Origin of the sequence: Pseudomonas sp. Pdm06 (assembly GCF_014851795.1) — a bacterium.
Taxonomy (GTDB): Bacteria; Pseudomonadota; Gammaproteobacteria; order Pseudomonadales; family Pseudomonadaceae; genus Aquipseudomonas; species Aquipseudomonas fluorescens_AA.
Window position 1 is genome coordinate 654,962 of record NZ_JACVAH010000001.1, and the last position, 21,826, is coordinate 676,787.

General features: G+C 61.9%; 19 protein-coding genes. 13 read left to right on the forward strand and 6 right to left on the reverse strand.

All coding sequences use genetic code 11. The features are described from left to right. Window positions 1–89: 89 nt before the first annotated feature. Window positions 90–902, reverse strand: coding sequence for an exodeoxyribonuclease III (gene xthA / locus IB266_RS02935; protein WP_192260048.1), 813 nt, complete (start codon window positions 900–902; stop codon window positions 90–92). Window positions 903–1,139: 237 nt separating this feature from the next. Between xthA and IB266_RS02940 the strand changes: the two genes are divergently transcribed. The 7 genes from IB266_RS02940 (at window position 1,140) to IB266_RS02970 (ending at window position 12,367) form a co-directional block, all read left to right on the forward strand. Beyond that, window positions 1,140–1,787 carry a GNAT family N-acetyltransferase gene (locus IB266_RS02940; protein ID WP_060738199.1) on the forward strand — a complete coding sequence of 216 codons (648 nt, stop codon included), beginning with the start codon at window positions 1,140–1,142 and terminating at the stop codon, window positions 1,785–1,787. A 65-nt stretch (window positions 1,788–1,852) separates the two neighbouring features. Then, complete coding sequence (locus tag IB266_RS02945) at window positions 1,853–3,580, forward strand: autotransporter assembly complex protein TamA (protein ID WP_225613379.1); 1,728 nt, start codon at window positions 1,853–1,855, stop codon at window positions 3,578–3,580. Next, window positions 3,577–7,263, forward strand: coding sequence for a translocation/assembly module TamB domain-containing protein (locus IB266_RS02950; RefSeq protein ID WP_192260050.1), 3,687 nt, complete (start codon window positions 3,577–3,579; stop codon window positions 7,261–7,263). The genes IB266_RS02945 and IB266_RS02950 overlap by 4 nt, the downstream gene beginning before the upstream one ends. Window positions 7,264–7,489: 226 nt before the next feature. Beyond that, on the forward strand, window positions 7,490–7,963 hold the full coding sequence (locus tag IB266_RS02955; protein ID WP_053183538.1) for a MarR family winged helix-turn-helix transcriptional regulator: 474 nt from the start codon (window positions 7,490–7,492) through the stop codon (window positions 7,961–7,963). After that, the gene (locus IB266_RS02960) at window positions 7,960–9,429 is read left to right on the forward strand and encodes an efflux transporter outer membrane subunit (RefSeq protein WP_192260052.1); all 1,470 of its coding nucleotides are present in this window, start codon (window positions 7,960–7,962) and stop codon (window positions 9,427–9,429) included. The genes IB266_RS02955 and IB266_RS02960 overlap by 4 nt, the downstream gene beginning before the upstream one ends. Before the next feature lie 15 nt (window positions 9,430–9,444). Further along, window positions 9,445–10,644 carry an efflux RND transporter periplasmic adaptor subunit gene (locus IB266_RS02965; RefSeq protein WP_192260054.1) on the forward strand — a complete coding sequence of 400 codons (1,200 nt, stop codon included), beginning with the start codon at window positions 9,445–9,447 and terminating at the stop codon, window positions 10,642–10,644. Window positions 10,645–10,837: 193 nt separating this feature from the next. Continuing rightward, window positions 10,838–12,367 carry a DHA2 family efflux MFS transporter permease subunit gene (locus IB266_RS02970; protein ID WP_192260056.1) on the forward strand — a complete coding sequence of 510 codons (1,530 nt, stop codon included), beginning with the start codon at window positions 10,838–10,840 and terminating at the stop codon, window positions 12,365–12,367. 120 nt (window positions 12,368–12,487) lie between these two features. Here the strand turns inward: IB266_RS02970 and IB266_RS02975 are convergent, their stop codons facing one another. Further along, window positions 12,488–13,243 carry a UDP-2,3-diacylglucosamine diphosphatase gene (locus IB266_RS02975; RefSeq protein ID WP_192260058.1) on the reverse strand — a complete coding sequence of 252 codons (756 nt, stop codon included), beginning with the start codon at window positions 13,241–13,243 and terminating at the stop codon, window positions 12,488–12,490. Next, the gene (locus tag IB266_RS02980) at window positions 13,240–13,743 is read right to left on the reverse strand and encodes a peptidylprolyl isomerase (RefSeq protein WP_060743046.1); all 504 of its coding nucleotides are present in this window, start codon (window positions 13,741–13,743) and stop codon (window positions 13,240–13,242) included. Before IB266_RS02980 ends, IB266_RS02975 begins: the two co-directional genes overlap by 4 nt. A gap of 249 nt (window positions 13,744–13,992) precedes the next feature. Between IB266_RS02980 and IB266_RS02985 the strand changes: the two genes are divergently transcribed. From IB266_RS02985 to IB266_RS02995, 3 genes are all read left to right on the forward strand, one after another. Beyond that, window positions 13,993–15,693 (forward strand): glutamine--tRNA ligase/YqeY domain fusion protein, encoded by a 1,701-nt coding sequence (locus IB266_RS02985; protein ID WP_192260060.1) that lies wholly within the window; start codon window positions 13,993–13,995, stop codon window positions 15,691–15,693. 20 nt (window positions 15,694–15,713) lie between these two features. Then, a complete protein-coding gene (cysS, locus tag IB266_RS02990; RefSeq protein WP_192260062.1) occupies window positions 15,714–17,096 on the forward strand; it encodes a cysteine--tRNA ligase in 1,383 nt (460 codons plus the stop codon). Between the two features lie 348 nt (window positions 17,097–17,444). Next, window positions 17,445–17,900, forward strand: coding sequence for a DUF2214 family protein (locus IB266_RS02995; RefSeq protein ID WP_192260065.1), 456 nt, complete (start codon window positions 17,445–17,447; stop codon window positions 17,898–17,900). 193 nt (window positions 17,901–18,093) lie between these two features. On the opposite strand, the gene csrA is transcribed toward IB266_RS02995, so the two are convergent. Next, a complete protein-coding gene (csrA, locus tag IB266_RS03000) occupies window positions 18,094–18,288 on the reverse strand; it encodes a carbon storage regulator CsrA (RefSeq protein WP_003179932.1) in 195 nt (64 codons plus the stop codon). Window positions 18,289–18,535: 247 nt separating this feature from the next. Here csrA and IB266_RS03005 point away from each other — a divergent pair, with 247 nt between their 5' ends. Next, complete coding sequence (locus IB266_RS03005; protein ID WP_092199037.1) at window positions 18,536–18,901, forward strand: penicillin-binding protein activator LpoB; 366 nt, start codon at window positions 18,536–18,538, stop codon at window positions 18,899–18,901. 159 nt (window positions 18,902–19,060) lie between these two features. Here the strand turns inward: IB266_RS03005 and IB266_RS03010 are convergent, their stop codons facing one another. Both IB266_RS03010 and IB266_RS03015 read right to left on the reverse strand, forming a co-directional pair. Continuing rightward, on the reverse strand, window positions 19,061–19,750 hold the full coding sequence (locus tag IB266_RS03010) for an endonuclease (RefSeq protein ID WP_060738188.1): 690 nt from the start codon (window positions 19,748–19,750) through the stop codon (window positions 19,061–19,063). 5 nt (window positions 19,751–19,755) lie between these two features. Continuing rightward, complete coding sequence (locus IB266_RS03015; protein WP_053121397.1) at window positions 19,756–20,055, reverse strand: DUF1654 domain-containing protein; 300 nt, start codon at window positions 20,053–20,055, stop codon at window positions 19,756–19,758. Between the two features lie 205 nt (window positions 20,056–20,260). On the opposite strand from IB266_RS03015, the gene IB266_RS03020 reads away from it, so the two are divergent. Then, window positions 20,261–20,713, forward strand: a complete 453-nt coding sequence (locus IB266_RS03020; RefSeq protein WP_192260067.1) for a hypothetical protein — start codon at window positions 20,261–20,263, stop codon at window positions 20,711–20,713. Window positions 20,714–20,846: 133 nt separating this feature from the next. After that, the gene (locus IB266_RS03025) at window positions 20,847–21,806 is read left to right on the forward strand and encodes a sugar ABC transporter substrate-binding protein (protein ID WP_060738186.1); all 960 of its coding nucleotides are present in this window, start codon (window positions 20,847–20,849) and stop codon (window positions 21,804–21,806) included. Window positions 21,807–21,826 lie beyond the last annotated feature (20 nt).

Genomic DNA, 21,826 nt, shown 5'->3' on the forward strand with positions numbered 1-21,826 from the left:
GGCGACTCGGTTTAACGGCGGGACCGCGTCATCGTTCGTCGCGAGCAAGCTTTGCTCCCACAGGTCTGTCCAGGGTTCATGTGCGCCAGTCAGCTCAATTGCAACCAGATCGGCGCGTGGTCCGACGGTTTTTCCATGCCCCGCAGCTCATAGTCCACGCCAGCGTCCTTGACCCGCGGCAGCAGGCCGTGGGAAGTGAGGATCAGGTCGATGCGCAGGCCGCGCTTGGGCTCGTCCTCGAAACCGCGGCTGCGGTAGTCGAACCAACTGAAACGGTCGGCGACGTCCGGGTTCAGGTGGCGGAAGCTGTCCACCAGGCCCCAGTTCTTCAGGCGGGCCATCCATTCGCGCTCTTCCGGCAGGAAGCTGCATTTGCCGGTTTTCAGCCAGCGCTTCATGTTGTCCGGGCCGATGCCGATGTCGCAGTCTTCCGGGGAAATGTTCACGTCGCCCATCACCACCACCGGCTGGTCGTTGCTGAAGCGGCTTTCCAGCAGTTGCTGCAAATCGTTGTAGAAACGCTCCTTGGCCGGGAATTTGGTCGGGTGGTCACGGCTTTCACCCTGGGGGAAGTAACCGTTCATGATGGTCACCGGTACGCCGTTGGCATCGGCGAAGGTGCCCCAGATGAAGCGCCGCTGGGCGTCCTCGTCGTCACTTTCGAAACCTTTGTACAGGCTCAGCGGCGCCTGGCGGGAGAGCAGGGCGACGCCGTAGTGGCCTTTTTGCCCGTGGTAATGCACGTGGTAACCCAGGGCCTGCACCTCGGCCAGGGGGAATTGTTCGTCGTGAACCTTGGTTTCCTGCAGCCCGATCACATCCGGCTGGTGCTTCTCGATCAGCGCCGCCAGCTGATGGGGGCGGGCGCGCAGCCCGTTGATGTTGAAGGAGACGATCTTCATGGTCGGCTGTCCTGGCAAAACTGCGATGCTAGCTGACATGTGGGAAGGGAGCCAGCGTGGCAGTAGGACAAATGCGCTGCTAATGTCCTTTTGGCGAACGCTTTGTGGGAGCAAAGCTTGCTCGCGAAACAGACAACTCGATTCCTGAAAGACCGTATCGCTTTCATCGCGGGCAAGCCTTGCTCCCACAAGGTCTTTGCTCAGGCTTCACCGAGCCCGCCCAGGAGATCTGCCATCATGCCTGAAACCGCCGCCATCGCCGACGTCCATATGCTCGACAGTGGTTATTCCCGTGAAGCCCGTTCGTTGCTGTACCAGGCCTATCGCCATGAGCCTACCTTCAGCTACCTGTTCGAATCCGAGCGTCCCGGTTATGAACAGCGGGTACGGGCCACGGTGCGCGAGCTGGTCAAGCAGCATTTTCTCCAGGACCTGCCGGCCATCGGCCTGCTGGTCAACGACCGCCTGATTGGCATCGCCCTGATCGCCCCGCCGCAGCGGCGCCTGGGCATCACCGAAAGCTGGGCCTGGCGCCTGCGCATGGTCCTGAGCACCGGTTTTCGCTGCACCCGGCGCTATCTGGAGTACCACGCGGCGGTGCTGGCCTGCCTGCCGTCGGATGCGGTCCATGTATTGCCGCTGCTGGGGGTGCACCCACAGTTCCAGGGCAAGCATTTCGGCGAGCAGTTGCTCGAGGCGGTCCATAACTGGTGTGCGGTGGACGAGCATTCCCAAGGGGTGGTGCTGGACACCGGAAACCCGCGCTACCTTGAGTTCTATAAACGCCAGGGATACGAGGAAATCGGTGAAGTCGCGGTAGGACCGATCCGCGAGCATGTGTTCTTCCACGCCAACCCGCAGATTCTGCAAAGCGCAACGGCATAGTCGGGCGAACTTTTAGGAAATGTCTGGCTCTATCAAGCACCTACGCTCGTGATAGCATCCGCGCCATGAATCTCCCAGGAAGAATGACCCGTGGCGCGCTCTTGCTGTCCTTCAGCTGCGCGGCACTGGCAAACAGTGAATTGGAAGTACGCGTCCAGCCGTCCAATGATGAACTCAAGGCCAACGTCGAAGGTTACATCGGTGGCGTGGGGGACCGTGACGAGGAAGCCTTGCTGCGCTTCAGTCGCGGCGCCGAGGAACAGGCGCGCAAGGCCGCCCAGGCGCTGGGCTACTACCAGCCGCAGATCGACAGCGAGGTCAAGGGCGGCAAGGATCCACGGCTGGTGCTGACCATCGACCCCGGCGAGCCGGTGCACCTGCGCAACGTCACCGTGCGCATCGATGGGCCGGCGGCTTCGCTCAAGGCTTTTCGCGTGCCCGGCAATGCCGCGCTGAAGCCCGGCGCGGTACTCAACCATGGTCGCTATGAAGACGCCAAGCGGGTGATCCAGAACCAGGCCTCGCGCTACGGCTACTTCAGCGGACGTTTCACCCAGCAGAAACTCCGGGTGGACCCCCAGGCGGGCATCGCCGACATCGAGCTTGTCTACGACAGCGGCCCGCGCTATGCCTTGGGCCCGGTGAGCTTCGAGGGCGACACGCCGTTCGACGAAGACCTGCTGCAACGCATGGTGCCGTTCAAGGCGGGCACGGCGTACGACTCCGAGCTGATTGCCGAACTCAACCAGGCCTTGCAATCGAGCGGCTATTTCGAAGGCGTTCGGGTGGATGCGGCCCCCACCGCCGCCACCAACAATGTCATTCCGGTGGCGGTCAAGCTCGATACGCGCAAGCCGCGCACCATGGGCCTTGGCCTGGGTTTTTCCACCGATGTCGGCCCCCGGGCCAAAGCCAACTGGACGCGCCACTGGGTCAACCCCCAGGGCCACAGCTATGGCTGGGAAGCGGAAGTGTCGGCGCCCCGGCAAAACGTCGGCCTGTGGTACGACGTGCCGCTGGACCCGCCGCTGACCGACAAGATGCGCTACGCCGGCGGTTATCAATATGAAGAACTGGCCGGTACCGACAGCCTCAGCAAACTGCTTACCGTGGGCCCGGAATGGCACAGCAAGTTGCCCAGCGGCTGGCAGCGGGTGGTGTCGCTCAAGTGGCAGCGCGAGGAATACCGCCTCGGCGACGATGCGGGCCTGAGCACGCTGTTGATGCCGGGCGTGAGCTATTCCTATCTGCGCAGCGACAACCGCATCGACCCGCACAACGGCTACCGTTTGCAGTTCGACACCAAGGTCGCCAAGGAAGGGCTGGGCTCGGACAATAACCTTGTATACGGCACCGCCATGGTGAAGGGCCTGACCACGGTGTTCGACAAGCATCGCTTGCTGGCGCGGGCGCAAATCGGCGGCAGCGCCACCAATGGCTACAAATCCATTCCGCCGTCCCTGCGCTTTTTCGCCGGTGGCGACCAGAGCGTGCGGGGTTACGACTACCAGAGCCTGTCGCCGGAAAACTCCGAGGGCGACCGTATCGGTGGTCGCTATATGGTCGCCGGCAGCCTCGAGTATCAGTATTCCATCGCGGAAAAATGGCGAGTGGCGACGTTCATCGACCAGGGCAACTCCTTCAACAGCCTTGAGCTGCCGAGCCTGAAGACCGGCGTGGGTGTCGGCGTGCGCTGGGTGTCGCCGGTGGGGCCGATCCGCCTCGACCTGGCCCATGCGATGGACGATGAAGGCGGTATTCGATTGCACTTTTCCATGGGGCCTGAGCTGTGAAGCGTGGTGTGAAGATAACGCTACTGGCCCTTGTTGGGGGGCTGCTGGCGGTCGTGCTGGCCTTGAGCACGGTGCTGGGCACGGCATTTGGCAGCCGCTGGGCCCTCGGCCTGGTGCCGGGGCTGGCCGTGGAGAATTTCCAGGGCCGGCTGGGCGGGCAGTGGAGCGCCGATCACCTGCTGTGGCAGCAGGGCGACAGTCGGGTGGCGTTGGATCGAGTGATATTCGCCTGGTCGCCGTTGTGCCTGGCGCGCATGACCCTGTGCATCGAACAGCTCAAGGCCGACCAGATCGCCTTGCAGTTGCCCGCCTCGGCCGATGAGCCGAGCAGCGGCCCGATCAGCTTGCCGGACCTGGACTTGCCGCTCGCGATCGAATTGGGCGATGTGCAAGTCGGCAGCCTGTCGTTCAACGGCAGCGAGCAACTCAAGGGCCTGCAATTGGCTGCCCATTGGACCGCCGAGGGTCTGCAGATCGACTCGGTGCAGTTGCAGCGCGACGAGCTGGGCCTGAAGCTGTCCGGCTTGCTCAAGCCCGGCGGCGACTGGCCGTTGAATGCCGAAGGCCGGTTGACCCTGCCAGCTCCGGGTGCCACGCCCTGGGCCCTGGACCTGAAAGTCGACGGCAACCTGCTCAAGACCCTCAACCTCAAGGCCGACAGTAGCGGCTACCTGCAAGGCCAGTTGACCGGTGAGCTGCAACCGCTGGCGGACAACCTGCCCGCCAAGGTGCGCATTACCGCCGATGGTTTCAAAGCCAGCGCCGATCTGCCAGACACGCTGTTGCTCAATCAGTTGGAATTGACCGGCGAAGGCGATCTGAAAAAAGGCTATCAATTGCTTGGCAAGGCGACGTTGCCCGCCGAAAAAGGGCCAGTGGCATTGCTGCTGCAAGGCACCGTGGACGCCAATGGCGCACGGATCGCCGGCCTGGATCTGGACGCCGGCAATCAGCAAAGCCTGAAACTCAGCGGACAAGTGGACTGGCGCGACGGCTTGAGCGCCGAGGCGAAAGTCGCCTGGCTGGATTTCCCCTGGCATCGCCTGTATCCGCTGATCGACGAGCCGCAAGTGACGTTGCGCAGCTTCAATGGCGAAGTCTCGTACACCGATGGCAACTACCTGGGCAATTTTCAGGCCGCGCTGGACGGCCCCGCCGGGGCTTTCAGCCTGGACAGCCCATTCAGCGGCAACCTGACGCAAATCCATCTGCCGCAACTCAAGCTCGCCGCGGGGCAGGGCAAGGCCGAAGGACACTTGAGCCTGCAATTTGCCGACGGCATTGCTTGGGACACGGCGTTGCAACTGTCGGCCATCAACCCGGCGTATTGGCTCGGCGAGTTGCCCGGGACCCTGGCCGGACCGTTGCGCAGCAAAGGCACGATGAAGAACGACCGCCTCGAGCTCGACGCGGACCTGGATCTCAAGGGCAAGCTACGGGGCCAACCGGCGCTGTTCCAGGCCAAGGCCAGTGGTGCTGGCGAGCAGTGGAACCTGAGCGCGCTGGACATCCGCCTGGGGGATAACCGCATCAACGGCACTGGCAGCCTGCAACAGAAACTCACCGGCCAGATCGACATCAAGCTCGCCCGCCTGGCCCAGCTCTGGCCGCAATTGCGCGGCCAGGTCGTTGGCCGGGTCGATGTCGCCGGCACGCTCAAGGCGCCCCAAGGCAAGCTCGGTCTGCAAGGCACGCAATTGGCGCTGCAGGACAATCGCCTGCAAAGCCTGAACCTGGACGCGACCCTCGACAGCGCCCAGCGCGGCAAGCTCGACCTCAAGGCCAGCGGCATCCGCGCCGGCGAAACGTCCCTGGGCGCGCTGACCGTCAGCGGGCAGGGTGACATTAAACGACAAACACTCAACCTGGACTTGCAAGGGCCGCAACTCGACACGACCCTGGCGCTCGACGGCGCCCTCGACCAGGGCAATTGGCGCGGACGCCTGGCCAGCGGCGAGGTGCAGGCCGGCGGTCAAGCCTGGCGCCTGCAAGCCCCGGCAAAACTGGAACGCCTGGCCGATGGCACGCTCAACGTTGGCGCTCACTGCTGGCGTTCCTTTGATGCCAGCCTGTGCGGTGAAGACCAGCGGCTGATGCCGGAGCCGAAGCTGCGCTATCACCTCAAACAGTTCCCCATCGAAAGCCTGGCCCAGTGGATGCCCAAGGATTTTGCCTGGCAGGGCCGGCTCAATGCGGACCTGCAACTGGATCTGCCAGCGAGCGGCCCGAATGGCCGGGTCCTGGTGGACGCGAGTGGCGGTACGTTGCGCATCCGTGACAAGGCCGGGGACAAGGCGCAATGGCTGGACTTCCCCTACCAGACCTTGACGCTCAATAGCCGCCTGACCCCCAAGCGCATCGACACCGACCTGAATTTCGTCGGCGCCAAGCTCGGCGAGCTGGTGCTCCAGGCGCAGATCAATCCGCTGCCGGCCAGCAAGCCCTTGAGCGGCTCGTTCCGCCTGACGGGTCTGGACCTGTCCGTGGCCCGGCCGTTCGTGCCGATGGTGGAAACCCTCACCGGTCATCTGAACGGCAGCGGGACGTTGTCGGGTGGTTTGCTCGCACCCCAGGTCAACGGCAACCTGGTGCTCAGCGACGGCGAAGTCTCTGGCCCGGAACTGCCGATCAGCCTCGAAGCCCTGCAGGTGCGGGCGATGATTGCCGGCGAAACGGTACGGCTCGACGGTGCCTGGAAAAGCGGCAAGCGCGGGCAGGGCAGCCTGACCGGGAACATCGGCTGGGGCGAAGCCCTGACCCTGAACCTGGCTCTCAAGGGCTCGCAACTGCCGGTCACCGTCGAACCGTACGCGGTGCTCGATGTCGCCCCGGACCTGAACATCACGATGCAGGGCGAGCAGCTTTCCATCGCCGGCAAGGTCCTGGTGCCCAAGGGCGAGATCACCGTCCGCGAACTGCCGCCGTCCACCGTCAAGGTGTCGGATGACACGGTGATCGTCGGCCACCAGACCGAGGAGGGCAAGGCGCCGATAGCCATGGCGATGGACATCGACGTGATCGTCGGCCAGGACAAACTCGCGTTCTCGGGTTTCGGCCTGACGGCCAACGTCCAGGGGCAAGTGCACATCGGCGACAACATGGACACCCGCGGTGAACTGTGGCTCAACGACGGCCGCTATCGGGCCTACGGGCAACGGTTGACGGTGCGTCGGGCCCGGCTGCTGTTCGCCGGGCCCATCGACCAGCCCTACCTGGACATCGAAGCGATTCGCCAGACCGACGACGTGATCGCCGGCATCCGCTTGAGCGGCAGCGCCGAGCAACCGACCACGCAAATCTTCTCGGAGCCGGCCATGAGCCAGGAGCAGGCGTTGTCCTACCTGGTACTGGGCCGGCCGCTGAGCACCACGGGCGAGGACAACAACATGCTCGCCCAGGCGGCGCTGGGCCTGGGGCTGATGGGCAGCTCGGGCGTGACCAGCAGCCTGGCCAATAACCTGGGCATCGATGACTTCCAGCTCGACACCCAAGGCAGCGGCAACACCACCAGCGTGGTCGCCAGTGGCAACCTTTCGGAAAAACTCAGCCTGCGCTACGGCGTCGGCGTGTTCGAACCGGCCAACACCATCGCCCTGCGCTACAAGCTCAGCAAGAAGGTGTACCTCGAAGCCGCCAGCGGCGTCGCCAGTTCGCTGGATATCTTCTACAAGCGCGATTTCTAAACCCCTTCCCCCAAACCCTTGTGGGAGCGAGCTTGCTCGCGATAGCGGCGTGTCAGTCAACGAAGAAGTTGAAGGTTATACCGCTATCGCGAGCAAGCTCGCTCCCACAGGGATGTCTGCATTTTGTCTGCTGGTGAGTAGCAAGCTAACTATTTGTTTGACATTTGCTGCCTAAGCAGTAATATCTCGACATACATTCACTGCCTAGGCAGCAAACGGTGCTCAGATGAAGCATTTCACCCCAGACGAATTTCACAATTGCCACCTCGGCATGCTGCTCGGCCGCGCCGCGCTGCTCAAGGACCGGATCATCGACACTCACATGGAGCCCGTCGGCATTACCGCCGCCCAGTTCAAGGTGTTGATCATCATGGCCCAGCACGGCATCGACACACCGGTCGAGCTGTGTCGCTACCTGTCCCTGGACAGCGGCTCGATGACGCGGATGCTCGATCGCCTGGAGCAGAAAGGTTTCCTGGTCCGCCAGCGCTCGGCAGAGGACCGGCGCCAGGTGCAACTGGTGTTGACCGAAGCCGGCCAGGCCCTCGCCGATCGCCTGCCGTTCATCGGTGCCGACGCCATGAACCAGTTGGCCAGCGCCATCAGCCGCGAGGAGCTGCAAACCCTCGAAGACATCCTCAAGAAAATACTGCTCGCTGCCGGTGATCCCATCACCGTGTTGCGATTGGGGGAGAAATGAAACGTCAAACCTTGCGTACCCGCTTGAGCCTGGTGCTGTTGGCCATGAGCCTCGCCGGTTGTGCCAGCTACAGCGGCCTGAAGACCGAAGGCGTCAGCCTCGAGGCCAAGAGCCTCCAGGCTGGACAGTCCCTGACCGGGGTCACACTGTCGCCGGCCGCGTGGCCGAAAAACGACTGGTGGAAAAACTTCGGTGATCCGCAGCTCGACGGCCTGATCCGTGAAGCCCTGCGCGATAGCCCGGACATGCAGGTCGCCAGCGCCCGGGTCCACCAGGCCAGTGCCGCGGCCTATGCTGCCAACGCGGCGCGCATGCCGACCCTGGATGCCAGTGGCAGCGTCAGCCGTTCGCGTCTGGCCCGTGACCAGGATCCGCAAGGGCAGGGCGGGGCATACAGCACCCTGCGTTCGCTGAGTGTGGACTTCAACTACAACTTCGACCTCTGGGGTGGCCAGCGTGCCGCCTGGGAAGCCGCCCTGGGCCAGGCCCGCGCCGCCGAGATCGATCGCCAGGCCGCGCAACTGACCCTGGCCGCCGACGTGGCCCGGGCCTACAGCGACCTGGGCCAGGCCCACATCATTCATGACCTGGCCGCCGAAGACCTCAAGCGCACCCGGCAGATGCTCGACCTGGGCAAGCGCCGCCTCAGCGCCGGGATCGACAGCGAGTACCAGTTCCAGCAGACCGAAAGCCTGGAAGCCAGCGCCGATGCGACCTTGATCGACGCAGAAAAACGCCTGCAAAGCGCCAAGATCGCCCTGGCGGTGTTACTGGGCAAGGGCCCGGATCGCGGCAATGAAATCGCCCGGCCCAACGTGCTGCAAGCCAGCGCGGTCGCCTTGCCGTCGAACCTGCCGGCCGAGTTGCTGGGCCGTCGTCCGGACCTGGTCGCGGCGCGCTGGCGGGTCGAGGCGGCCAGCAAGAACATCGAGGCCGGCAAGACCAACTTCTACCCCAACCTCAACCTGAGCGCGGCGGCGGGGGTGCAGTCATTGCTCGGCGATGCGATGTTCGGTTCGGCCAGCCGCTTCTTCAACGTGGCGCCCACCGTGTCGTTGCCGATCTTCGACGGTGGCCGCCTGCGGGCGGACCTGGATGCCCGGGACGCCGATTACGACCTGGCGGTGGCGCAGTACAACAAGAGCCTGGTCACGGCCCTTGGCGATGTCAGTGACACCATCAACCAGTTGCGCGACATCGCTCGCCAGATCGGTGCCCAGCAACATGCCACCGATATCGCACAGAACTCTTACGACACCGTGGTCCAGCGCTACGGCTCGGGCATCGGTAATTACCTGGACGTGCTGAGCATCGAGCAGCAATTGCTCCAGGCCCAGCGCCAACTGGCGAACCTGAATGCCGAGCAGATCGATTTGTCGATCCAACTGATGCAGGCCCTGGGCGGTGGTTTCGAAGCCCAGACCCTGGCGGCGGCAACGCCGACCCCTGCCACGCCGACTCACTGATTCGAGGTACTTGTCATGGCGACTGCCGAAACGACTCAATCCGAAAACACACAAGACAGCGGCAACCCACGCAAGCGCAAGGTCATGCTGCTGGCACTGGCGCTGATCGTCATTCTCGCGGGCCTGGGTGTGTGGGGCTGGCATGAACTGTATGGCCGCTGGAGCGAAAGCACCGACGATGCCTATGTGAACGGCAACGTGGTGGAGATCACGCCGTTGGTGACCGGCACCGTGGTGAGCATCGGTGCCGATGACGGCGACCTGGTGCGTGAAGGCCAGGTGCTGGTGCAGTTCGACCCGAACGACGCCGAAGTCGGGCTGCAAAGTGCCCAGGCCAACCTGGCCCGGACCGTGCGCCAGGTGCGTGGCTTGTACAGCAACGTCGATGGCATGCGGGCGCAGGTCAATGCCCAAGAGGCCGAAGTGCAGAAGGCCCAGGAAAACTACAGCCGACGCAAGAACCTGGCGGCCGGCGGAGCGATTTCCCAGGAAGAACTGTCCCACGCCCGGGATGACCTGACCTCGGCGCAGAACGCCCTGGCCAATGCCCGGCAACAGCTCAAGACCACCAGCGCCTTGGTGGACGATACCGTGGTGTCGTCCCATCCCGACGTGCAAGCTGCCGCCGCGCAATTGCGCCAGGCCTTCCTGACCAACGCCCGCAGTACCTTGATCGCGCCGGTCACCGGCTATGTGGCTAAGCGCACCGTGCAACTGGGCCAACGGGTGCAGCCGGGCACGGCGTTGATGGCGGTGATCCCGCTGGATCAGCTGTGGATCGACGCCAACTTCAAGGAAACCCAACTGCGCGACATGCGCATCGGCCAACCGGTGGACATCGAAGCCGACCTGTACGGCAGCGATGTGAAGTTCAGCGGCACCATCGACAGCCTGGGCGCCGGGACCGGCAGCGCGTTTGCCTTGCTGCCAGCGCAGAACGCCACCGGTAACTGGATCAAGATCGTCCAGCGGGTGCCGGTGCGCATTCATGTCAACGCCGAAGAACTGGCCAAGCATCCGCTGCGAGTCGGCCTGTCGACCCAGGTCAGCGTCAATCTGCACGACCAGAGCGGCCCGGTGTTGGCCCAACAGCCACCGCAGAAAGCCTCGTTTAGCACCCAGGTCTATGACCGGCAGTTGGCCGAGGCCGACGCGATGATCACCCGTCTGATCCACGACAACAGTTCCGCGGCGAGCAAAACCGCGCAGCGCTGATCAGTTGTGGGAGCCGAGCTTGCTCGCGATAGCGGTATGACCGGCTACAGAGATATTGACTGCAAGGGCCTCATCGCGAGCAAGCTCGGCTCCCACAGGTTTTGTGTCCTACCCACTGAGTTCAGGCAACTCTGGATCCAGTGGGAGCAAGGCTTGCCCGCGATTGACTCTCTTCGCTTCATAGGATTTCGCAATGAGCAATAACGCGTCCTTCACGCCGCCCAGCCTGTTGCTCAGCACCATCGGGCTGTCGCTGGCGACGTTCATGCAGGTGCTCGACACCACCATCGCCAACGTCGCCTTGCCGACCATTTCCGGCAACCTGGGCGTCAGCTCGGAGCAGGGCACTTGGGTGATCACCTCGTTCGCGGTGAGCAACGCCATCGCCCTGCCGCTCACTGGCTGGCTCAGCCGTCGGTTTGGCGAGGTGAAGTTGTTTTTGTGGGCGACGATGCTGTTCGTGCTCGCTTCATTCTTGTGTGGCATTTCCACCTCGATGCCGGAGCTGATTGGCTTTCGGGTACTCCAGGGGCTGGTGGCCGGGCCGTTGTACCCGATGACCCAGACCTTGCTGATCGCCGTCTACCCGCCGGCCAGGCGGGGCATGGCCCTGGCGTTGCTGGCGATGGTCACGGTGGTGGCGCCGATTGCCGGACCGATCCTCGGCGGCTGGATCACCGACAGCTATAGCTGGCCGTGGATCTTCTTCATCAATGTGCCCATTGGCGTCTTCGCGGCGATGGTGGTGCGCCAGCAGCTCAAGGCGCGGCCGGTGGTCACCAGCCATCAGCCGATGGACTACGTGGGATTGATTACACTGATCATCGGTGTTGGCGCGCTCCAGGTGATTCTCGACAAGGGCAACGACCTGGACTGGTTCGAATCGAACTTCATCGTCATTGGTGCGCTGATTTCAGTCATTGCCCTGGCGGTCTTCGTGATCTGGGAAATGACCGACCGCCACCCGGTGGTCAACCTCCGTCTGTTCGCCTATCGCAACTTCCGCATCGGCACCATTGTGTTGGTGGGCGGTTACGCCGGGTTCTTCGGCATCAACCTGATTCTGCCGCAGTGGTTGCAGACCCAGATGGGCTACACCGCGACCTGGGCCGGATTGGCCGTGGCACCCATCGGTATCCTGCCGGTGTTGATGTCGCCCTTCGTCGGCAAGTACGCCCACAAGTTCGACCTGCGCTTGCTGGCGGGGCTGGCGTTCCTGGCCATCGGCCTGAGCTGCTTCATGCGCGCCGGGTTCACCAACGAGGTGGATTTCCAGCACATTGCCTTGGTGCAGTTGTTCATGGGCATCGGCGTGGCGCTGTTCTTCATGCCGACCCTGAGCATCCTGATGTCGGACCTGCCGCCGCACCAGATTGCCGACGGCGCGGGGCTGGCGACGTTCCTGCGGACCCTGGGCGGCAGCTTTGCCGCATCGTTGACCACCTGGATCTGGATCCGCCGGGCCGACCAGCATCACGCCTACCTGAGCGAAAGCATCAGCACTTTCGAGCCGGCCACCCGCGAGGCGCTCAACCAGCTTGGCGGCGCGAATGCTCCGGCCTATGCCCGGCTTGAGCAGGTTCTCAACAGCCAGGCGTACATGCTCTCCACCGTGGATTACTTCACGCTGCTGGGTTGGGCATTCATGGGGTTGATCGTGCTGGTGTGGCTGGCCAAACCGCCGTTTGCGGCGAAGGCGGGGCCGGCTGCGGCGGGGCATTGATCCAAAGGTCAATACAATTCAATGTGGGAGCGAGCTTGCTCGCGATGGCGGCATGACAGTCAACTTTTATGTCGACTGAAACACCGCTATCGCGAGCAAGCTCGCTCCCACAGGGGGATCTCAGGTTGGGTGGGGCGCAGGCAGCTGCGGCGGCGGGGCGAACCCAAACGGCGCCAGTGCAAACCCCTGTTCATCCACCTGCAACGCCCAGCCTTGCTTGTCCCAATCCCCCAGCACGATGCGCCGGGCGGCGTGTTCGCCCAGTTGCAGCTTGTGGATGGCGGGGCGATGGGTGTGGCCGTGGACCAGGGTCTTCACGCCGTATTGCTGCATGATCCGCGGGATCTCTTCGGGCGTGATGTCGACGATGTCATTGGCTTTCATGCGTGTCTGCGTGCGGCTTTCGCTGCGCAGTTTGCGCGCCAGTTTCTGGCGGCTGCCCAGCGGCAGGTGCCGCAGGATGAACAGCGTCACCGGGTTGCGCAGCCAGCGCCGCAGCTTCATGTAGCCTTCGTCGCGGGTGCAGAGGCTGTCGCCATGCATCAGCAGCACCGGCTCGCCATTGAGCTGCACGACACTCGGGTCCTTGAGCAGGGTGCAGCCGGCCGCTTTGCAAAAGGCCTGCCCCAGCATGAAGTCGCGATTGCCGTGCATCAGGAAGATGGCCGTGCCGCTGTCGCTCAATTCGCGCAGGGCCTGGCAGATGGAACGCTGGAACGGCGTCATGGCATCGTCGCCGATCCAGGCTTCGAAAAAGTCGCCCAGAATGTACAACGCTTGCGCCGAGCGGGCGCGTGTGGCGAGTAAATCCAGAAACGCCCGGGTGATGTCCGGGCGCTCCTCTTCCAGATGCAAGTCTGAAATCAGCAATATCACTCAATGATCTCGGCTTTCTCGATGATCACGTCGTCTGCCGGGACGTCCTGGTGGCCAGCCTTGGAAGTGGTGGCGACGCCCTTGATCTTGTCGACCACGTCGGTGCCTTCGGTCACTTCACCGAACACTGCGTAGCCCCAGCCCTGTACGGTCTTGGCGCTGTGGTTCAGGAAGCTGTTGTCGGCCACGTTGATGAAGAACTGCGCGGAAGCCGAATGCGGTTCCATGGTACGGGCCATGGCAACGCTGTATTTTTTGTTCGGCAGGCCGTTGTCGGCTTCGTTCTGGATGCTCGGGCGCTTGTCTTTCTTTTCCTTCATGCCCGGTTCGAAGCCGCCGCCCTGGATCATGAAGTTGCCGATGACGCGGTGGAACACGGTGTTTTCGTAGTGGCCGGCGTTGACGTATTCGATGAAGTTGGCCACGGTCAGCGGCGCTTTCTCGGCGTTCAGTTGCAGAACGATGTCACCGAAGTTGGTGGTCAGTTTGACTTTGCTCATGGTCGGTACTCTTTCAAGGAATTCGTGGGTTTCGGGGCACAAACGCCCGCAACCGGTCTGGCTGCAATCGGCCAGGTTGGGCAGTTTAGCGTGCCGGGCACGAATTTCGAGGCTGTTTTTCATCTGGCCGTCGATTAAATTCAATCGTTTGCCGGCCTGGCCTGTCAGGTACTTGACAGCATCGGCTATGATACGGGCTTTGATTTATCAGGCCGCACCCGGCCGCGCACTTGTACGTTCAAGGATCCTATGAGCAAGCCCACTGTCGACCCTACCTCGAATTCCAAGACCGGCCCGGCCGTGCCGGTCAATTTCCTGCGCCCGATCATCCAGGCGGACCTGGACTCGGGTAAGCACACACAGATCGTCACTCGTTTCCCGCCGGAGCCCAACGGCTACCTGCACATCGGCCATGCCAAGTCGATCTGCGTGAATTTCGGCCTGGCCCAGGAGTTCGGCGGCGTCACGCACCTGCGTTTCGACGACACCAACCCGGCCAAGGAAGACCAGGAATACATCGATGCGATCGAAAGCGACGTCAAGTGGCTGGGTTTCGAATGGTCCGGTGAGGTGCGCTACGCCTCGCAATATTTCGACCAGTTGCACGACTGGGCGGTGGAACTGATCAAGTCCGGCAACGCCTACGTGTGCGACCTGACCCCCGAGCAGGCCAAGGAGTACCGCGGCAGCCTGACCGAGCCGGGCAAGAACAGCCCGTTCCGTGAGCGCAGCGTGGAAGAGAACCTGGACCTGTTCGCCCGCATGCGCGCCGGTGAGTTCCCGGACGGCGCACGGGTGCTGCGTGCCAAGATCGACATGGCCTCGCCGAACATGAACCTGCGCGACCCGATCATGTACCGCATCCGTCATGCCCATCACCACCAGACCGGCGACAAATGGTGCATCTACCCCAACTATGACTTCACCCATGGTCAGTCGGACGCCATCGAGGGCATCACCCACTCGATCTGCACCCTGGAGTTCGAAAGCCATCGTCCGTTGTACGAGTGGTTCCTCGATGCACTGCCGGTTCCGGCGCGCCCTCGTCAGTACGAGTTCAGCCGTCTGAACCTGAACTACACCATCACCAGCAAGCGCAAGCTCAAGCAGCTTGTGGACGAGAAACACGTCAATGGCTGGGACGATCCGCGCATGTCGACGCTGTCGGGCTTCCGCCGCCGTGGCTACACGCCGGCGTCGATCCGCAACTTCTGCGAGATGATTGGCACCAACCGTTCCGACGGTGTGGTCGATTTCGGCATGCTCGAGTTCAGCATCCGTCAGGATCTGGACGCGAATGCCCCGCGCGCCATGTGCGTGTTGCGTCCGTTGAAGGTCGTGATCACCAACTACCCGCAAGACCAGGTCGAAAACCTCGAGCTGCCGCGTCATCCGCAAAAAGAAGAACTCGGCGTGCGCAAACTGCCATTCGCCCGTGAAATCTACATCGACCGCGATGACTTCATGGAAGAGCCGCCAAAAGGCTACAAGCGCCTGGAGCCGAACGGCGAAGTGCGCCTGCGCGGCAGCTACGTGATCCGTGCCGACGAAGCGATCAAGGACGCCGACGGCAACATCGTCGAGCTGCGTTGCTCGTACGATCCGGACACCCTGGGCAAGAACCCTGAAGGCCGCAAGGTCAAGGGCGTGGTCCACTGGGTGCCGGCTGCTGCCAGCGTCGAGTGCGAAGTGCGTCTGTACGATCGCCTGTTCCGCTCTCCGAACCCGGAGAAGGCCGAAGACAGCGCGAGTTTCCTGGACAACATCAACCCTGACTCACTGCAAGTGCTGACCGGTTGTCGTGCTGAACCCTCGCTGGGCAATGCACAGCCGGAAGACCGTTTCCAGTTCGAGCGCGAAGGCTACTTCGTCGCGGATATCAAGGACTCGAAACCAGGTCAGCCGGTATTCAACCGTACCGTGACCCTGCGTGATTCGTGGGGCCAGTGATCAAGTCTTAAGGAAACACCGTGCTTACGATCTACAACACGCTCACCAAGAGCAAAGAAGTCTTCAAGCCGCTGGATGGCAACAAGGTGCGCATGTACGTCTGCGGGATGACCGTGTACGACTACTGCCACCTCGGCCATGGTCGCAGCATGGTCGCCTTCGACCTGGTGACCCGCTGGCTGCGCTTCAGCGGTTATGACCTGACCTACGTGCGCAACATCACTGACATCGACGACAAGATCATCAACCGCGCCAACGAGAACGGCGAGTCGTTCGAAGCGTTGACCGAGCGCATGATCGCGGCGATGCATGAAGATGAAGCGCGCCTGAACATCAAGAAGCCGGACATGGAGCCGCGTGCCACCGACCACATTCCGGGCATGCACGCGATGATCCAGACCTTGATCGACAAGGGCTACGCCTACGCGCCGGGCAATGGCGACGTGTACTACCGCGTCGCCAAGTTCATGGGCTACGGCAAGCTGTCGCGCAAGAAGATCGAAGACCTGCGCATTGGCGCACGCATCGAAGTCGACGAGTCGAAGCAGGACCCGTTGGACTTCGTGCTGTGGAAGGCGGCCAAGCCGGGCGAGCCGAGCTGGGAATCGCCATGGGGCGCCGGGCGTCCGGGTTGGCACATCGAATGCTCGGTGATGTCCACCTGCTGCCTGGGCGAGACGTTCGACATTCATGGCGGCGGCAGCGACCTGGAGTTCCCGCACCACGAAAACGAAATCGCCCAGAGCGAAGCGGCCACCGGCAAGACCTACGCCAATGCCTGGATGCATTGCGGCATGATCCGGATCAACGGCGAGAAGATGTCCAAGTCCTTGAACAACTTCTTCACCATCCGCGACGTGCTCGATAAGTACCACCCGGAAGTCGTGCGTTACTTGTTGGTGTCGAGCCACTATCGCAGTGCCATCAACTACTCGGAAGACAACCTCAAGGACGCCAAGGGTGCCCTGGAGCGTTTCTATCATGCGTTGAAGGGCCTGCCCGCCGTGCCGCCTGCCGGTGGCGAAGCGTTCGTGGCGCGTTTCACCGAAGTGATGAACGACGACTTCGGCACGCCGGAAGCCTGCGCGGTGCTGTTCGAGATGGTGCGTGAGATCAACCGCCTGCGTGAGAGCGATCTCAATGCCGCAGCCGGCCTGGCGGCCCGCCTGAAAGAACTGGCCAGCGTGCTGGGTGTGTTGCAGCTCGAAGCCGATGACTTCCTGCAGGCCGGTGCCGAAGGCCGCGTGGACGCCGCCGAGGTGGACGCATTGATCCAGGCACGCCTGGCTGCCCGGGCCAACAAGGATTGGGCCGAATCCGACCGCATCCGCGACCAGCTCACCGCCATGGGCGTGGTGCTGGAAGACGGGAAGGGCGGGACGACCTGGCGATTGGCGGACTGAGTCCACCCGGGTCTATGTGGGAGCGGGCTTGCTCGCGAAAGCGGTGTCTCTGTCACTGAGATGTTGAATAAGCCTCCGTCTTCGCGGGCAAGCCCGCTCCCACAGGGCCAGTGGTGTTCATCCAATTGTGGGAGCGAGCTTGCTCGCGATAGCGTCGAATCAGTCAACGATAATGTTGAATGAAAGATTGCCATCGCGAGCAAGCTCGCTCCCACAGTTTTTTGAGCGGTTCACAGGCATCACATACATTGAAGATCCCACAGTTTTTTTGTGCTCAGCCTGGCAACCATTCCTTTATGAGCTAGTACTGTCTGGTCGATTCGACGTTCCCACTGTCAGGAGTCTTCCATGTTGGCTCATTGGTCTCTTGCGGCAACTCATCTGCTGGCGTTCGCCCTCGGATTCTGGGCGGTGCTGACGCGCGGCACGGCGCTACGGCGCCTGGCGGGCGGTGTGGACGCGGTGCGGGGTGTCTTGGTTGCTGACAACCTGTGGGGCCTGTCGGCCCTGGTGCTGTTGGTGACCGGGGGGATGCGCGCTTTCGGCGGGTATGAAAAAGGCACGGACTATTACCTGCATCAACCGCTTTTTCACTTGAAGATGACGTTGCTGCTGCTGATTCTGCTGCTAGAGATCGTGCCGATGATTGCCCTGATCAAATGGCGGATGGCACTGGGCAAAGGGAGGGCGATCGATCCTTCGAAAGCCGGCCGACTTGCACGGATCAGCCACATCGAAGCCTTGTTGCTGATCTTGATGGTCGTCGCCGCCACAGGCATGGCGCGCGGCGTGGGCTTGGGCTGACCGGCCGCGAACGCCTGCTTCGTCATCATTAAAACGAAACGTCTGACAGCCATGCCAAGCGCCATGCCATTAGTATCGATTCACGGGCGGGGCGAAAGAAGGCGGGGTGGGGCAGGGTGCGGCGCAGTCGGCCAGAATCTTTAGCCAGCCATTGCGACGATGCAAACGGGCTGGCTGCGGACTGCTGCAATGTTCAGGGAGTTTGCGGCTTGTCAGGGGCGGTAAGGCCGGCCTGAATACGCTGATAGATCTCTTCACGATGCACCGCAACGTTTTTCGGGGCGTTGATGCCGATCCGTACTTGTTGGCCGCTAACGCCCAGAATGGTGATCGTGATGTCGTCACCAATGTTTATGCTTTCACCGACTTTGCGGGTGAGTATCAGCATGGTGTTCTCCTTGATTGCTTTATAGGGCACCTGATTCAGACAGTGCAGATGTCGGTACTGCTTATAGATTAGTGCTAAGTGTCACAATGTGGGTGCCTCTTTCTGACGTGCAGATGCAGCATTAATTCCCAGGGTGCGACTATACAGAGACGCCGGGCAGGATTCTCGTGTTTTGAGCATTGTTTGCGGCGATCTTGAGAGGCACGGGTGCTAAAATCCATGTCTCATGTCTTCCAGGGGAAACGTTGTGCGTAAATTGGCTTGGGTTATCGCGGTATTGGTGCTGGCAGGATGCGGTGAAGGGCGTGACGTCGAAGCACCGAAGCCGAAACCCGCCGCCACCTCCGCACCGGCCGTCGCTGCCGCGCCGCAGTGGGCCGTCGAGGTTCGTGGCGAGACACCGCAGGCTGTCAGCGACCTGACCGGTTGGCTCATCGAGCACAGCTTCATGTCGAACGTGGTGCGGGAGAACGGCAAGGAGCGCGTCCTGGTCGGCCCTTTCAGCTCCGAGGCCGAAGCCCAAGCCAAGCAGGAGCAGGTCACGGCCGCCCTGGTCCGGGCGAAGAAGCGCAACATCGAGACGTTGGTGGTGGATTACCCGACGGCTCAATAATCGGGCAGCCCAAAAAGTCAGCCAAGCCCCAAAACCTGTGGGAGCAAGCTTGCTCGCGATAGCGGTGGATCAGCCAGCGTTGGTGTTGACTGGCCTGTCCCTATCGCGAGCAAGCTCGCTCCCACAGTTGTTGGTTTTGTGCTGTTCACAAGTGCGAGGTCAACCGCAGGCCTTCATGTCCACCGGTCCCACGAACTCGTTCCCTCGTCCCATGACGCACGCCACGCTCTGGTTGCGCTGGCGTTCCCAGCTTTCGACCGGGTAGGTCTTGTCCCAGGCTTCATACAGACGCCGGTCCTGTTTCGACAGGCGCAGGCCATATTGCTTGCTCATGTAGAAATAGGTCCGGGCGATCATCCCCCGGATGGAGGGGCGGGGCATGACCTTCTTGGCCTTGAAATCCACCTGGGTCAGGCATGAGCCGTATTGGCCCTTTTGCTCCGGCAACCAGCCAAAACTGAAATTGCTGCGATCGCCATTCACTTCCCCGATGCTCGGCACCAGGTTGTGCAGGTCGGCCTCGGCCCGTTGATAGACTGGATCATAGCGGGTGCAGTTTTTGCGGCCACCTTCTTGCCAACATTGACGCTGATGGCCGATCTGCCAGGCCGGGACGATATGCTCCCACTCGATGCGGGCGGCACGGCTGGCATTCTTGCGCGGTACGTAACCGCAGGCGGCCAGGTTCACGCGATTGCCGGTGTATTTGCAGCCACAGTAGAACTCGGTGGATTGTGGGGCATAGAGTTTCCAGGCGATTTTCTTGGCTTCGTTGAAGGTGCGCGGGGCACCGGCTTGTGCGCCCATGGCGATGAACACAAGCAAAAAAGCTAAACAGCGAACACTCATCAGGCTCAATCTTCCTTCGGCACAACCCAGAAAACCTGCACACCACCATCGTCGCGATAGGCGAGGGTCACGTTGTCGTTCTCGTCGATTTCTTCCAGGAGGCGCTCCCACTCATCCACCGGCTCGTCGGGCAGACGGAAGATCAGGGCGGCCTTGGCTTTTTGCGCGGTGGGGGCGTTGATGATTTTCGAGACCCGGAGGCCGAGTCGTGTATAGGAATCTAAGGGGGTAGTTGCAGCGGAGGGGGTGGCCACAGGATTATCCTTATTAAGCTGTACGGGCATACAGTATTTAACCGTAGGCATTTACGCAACTACTTAAAATTCAAGAAGATCGTCTGACAGCACTTTTTTCGTTTTGGTGTGGGAAAAAGGAATTTTTTATCGGCTGATGTACACAGGCGTTGCCGCTCAGGGTGACGAAGCTATCGATGGGTTTCAGTGGGCGCTAAAGAAACGACTTCGGCGGGCGATGACCTTCGTAGGAATCCCCCCTTCATGGAGTTTTGACATGTCGTTTTCCATCGGCTTTCCCAATGCGGCAGCGGTGACCATCGGCGGAAAATCCGCCGCCACCCTGAAGGCTTTGAGCGAGGCAGAAGACCAGGCCGCCGATGAGGCCCTGGGTACAACGCAAACCTCGGGCAAGGTCCGCACGGGCATGGGCGCTGGCGCTGAAGCAACCGACCAGGCGCAGGAGGGTGGCAGCACCCAGAGCGTGGCGGTCCAGGTGCTGCTCAAGCGGATGCAAGAACTTCAGCAGCAGCTCAGGGAGCAGCAACAGCAACTGGCCGCCGCAGAGGCGCGCGACTATGCCACGGAGGAAGCCAAGGCTTCTGCGGTCATGGCAGTCCAGGGGCAGATCGCCGATACCAGTGGCGCTTTGCTGGAAGTCACCGGCCACCTGGTCACGGAGTTGTCCAAGGGCAGCGGTTCGGGTTCGGTGGTCAATACGACGGTCTGAGTTTCGACGTTGCGGGTCAAACCGCAACGTTGACAAATCTGCGAAGCCTTACCATAGTTCACTTCACGCAAACGTTTGCGCGGCGTTCCGTGCATTGATTTGCTCACAATAATCATAAGATCGGAGTGAACCCATGAAGTTGCCATTCGCTGGACGCCTTCTCGCTGTTGCCATGCTCGCGGCCGCATCCGCTGCGCTGCCTATCTCCTCGGCATTCGCCCAGACCGCAGAAAAGCCCAAGGTTGCCCTGGTCATGAAATCCCTGGCCAACGAATTCTTCCTGACCATGGAAGACGGCGCCAAGGCTTATCAGAAGGAACACTCCGCCGATTTCGACCTGATCTCCAACGGGATCAAGGATGAAACCGACACCGCCAACCAGATCCGCATCGTCGAGCAGATGATCGTGTCCAAGGTCGATGCCCTGATCATCGCGCCAGCGGACTCCAAGGCCATGGTGCCGGTGATCAAGAAAGCCGTGGATGCCGGCATCACGGTCATCAACATCGATAACCAACTCGATCCGGCCGTGGTCAAGAGCAAGAACATCAACGTACCGTTCGTAGGCCCTGATAACCGCAAGGGCGCGCGACTGGTGGGCGAATACCTGGCCAAGCAACTCAAGGCCGGTGACGAAGTCGGCATCATCGAAGGTGTCTCCACCACCACCAACGCCCAGGCACGCACCGCGGGCTTCAAGGATGCGATGGAGGCGGCGCAGGTCAAGGTCGTGTCCCTGCAATCCGGCGACTGGGAAATCAACAAGGGCAACCAGGTTGCCGCGTCGATGCTCAGCGAATACCCGAACATCAAGGCACTGCTGGCCGGTAACGACAGCATGGCGGTCGGTGCCGTATCGGCCGTGCGCGCGGCGGGCAAGGCGGGCAAAGTACAGGTGGTCGGCTACGACAACATCAATGCCATCAAGCCAATGCTCAAGGACGGTCGTGTCCTGGCGACTGCCGACCAGTTCGCCGCCAAGCAGGCCGTGTTCGGCATCGAAACAGCGCTGAAGATGCTCAAGGGCGAAAAAGTCGACAGCGGTACCAACGGCGTTATCGAAACTCCGGTCGAGCTGGTGACCAAGCCGTAATCCTGGCGCCACAACGGTGC

Coding starts and splice junctions, on each gene's coding strand:
- IB266_RS03015 (WP_053121397.1), bottom strand. CDS start 20,055: ATGCCTACGGTTAAATACTGTATGCCCGTACAGCTTAATAAGGATAAT.
- IB266_RS02940 (WP_060738199.1), top strand. CDS start 1,140: ATGCCTGAAACCGCCGCCATCGCCGACGTCCATATGCTCGACAGTGGT.
- IB266_RS02995 (WP_192260065.1), top strand. CDS start 17,445: ATGTTGGCTCATTGGTCTCTTGCGGCAACTCATCTGCTGGCGTTCGCC.
- IB266_RS02980 (WP_060743046.1), bottom strand. CDS start 13,743: ATGAGCAAAGTCAAACTGACCACCAACTTCGGTGACATCGTTCTGCAA.
- IB266_RS02985 (WP_192260060.1), top strand. CDS start 13,993: ATGAGCAAGCCCACTGTCGACCCTACCTCGAATTCCAAGACCGGCCCG.
- IB266_RS02965 (WP_192260054.1), top strand. CDS start 9,445: ATGGCGACTGCCGAAACGACTCAATCCGAAAACACACAAGACAGCGGC.
- csrA (WP_003179932.1), bottom strand. CDS start 18,288: ATGCTGATACTCACCCGCAAAGTCGGTGAAAGCATAAACATTGGTGAC.
- IB266_RS03025 (WP_060738186.1), top strand. CDS start 20,847: ATGAAGTTGCCATTCGCTGGACGCCTTCTCGCTGTTGCCATGCTCGCG.
- IB266_RS02960 (WP_192260052.1), top strand. CDS start 7,960: ATGAAACGTCAAACCTTGCGTACCCGCTTGAGCCTGGTGCTGTTGGCC.
- IB266_RS02955 (WP_053183538.1), top strand. CDS start 7,490: ATGAAGCATTTCACCCCAGACGAATTTCACAATTGCCACCTCGGCATG.
- xthA (WP_192260048.1), bottom strand. CDS start 902: ATGAAGATCGTCTCCTTCAACATCAACGGGCTGCGCGCCCGCCCCCAT.
- IB266_RS03020 (WP_192260067.1), top strand. CDS start 20,261: ATGTCGTTTTCCATCGGCTTTCCCAATGCGGCAGCGGTGACCATCGGC.
- IB266_RS03010 (WP_060738188.1), bottom strand. CDS start 19,750: ATGAGTGTTCGCTGTTTAGCTTTTTTGCTTGTGTTCATCGCCATGGGC.
- IB266_RS02945 (WP_225613379.1), top strand. CDS start 1,853: ATGAATCTCCCAGGAAGAATGACCCGTGGCGCGCTCTTGCTGTCCTTC.
- IB266_RS02970 (WP_192260056.1), top strand. CDS start 10,838: ATGAGCAATAACGCGTCCTTCACGCCGCCCAGCCTGTTGCTCAGCACC.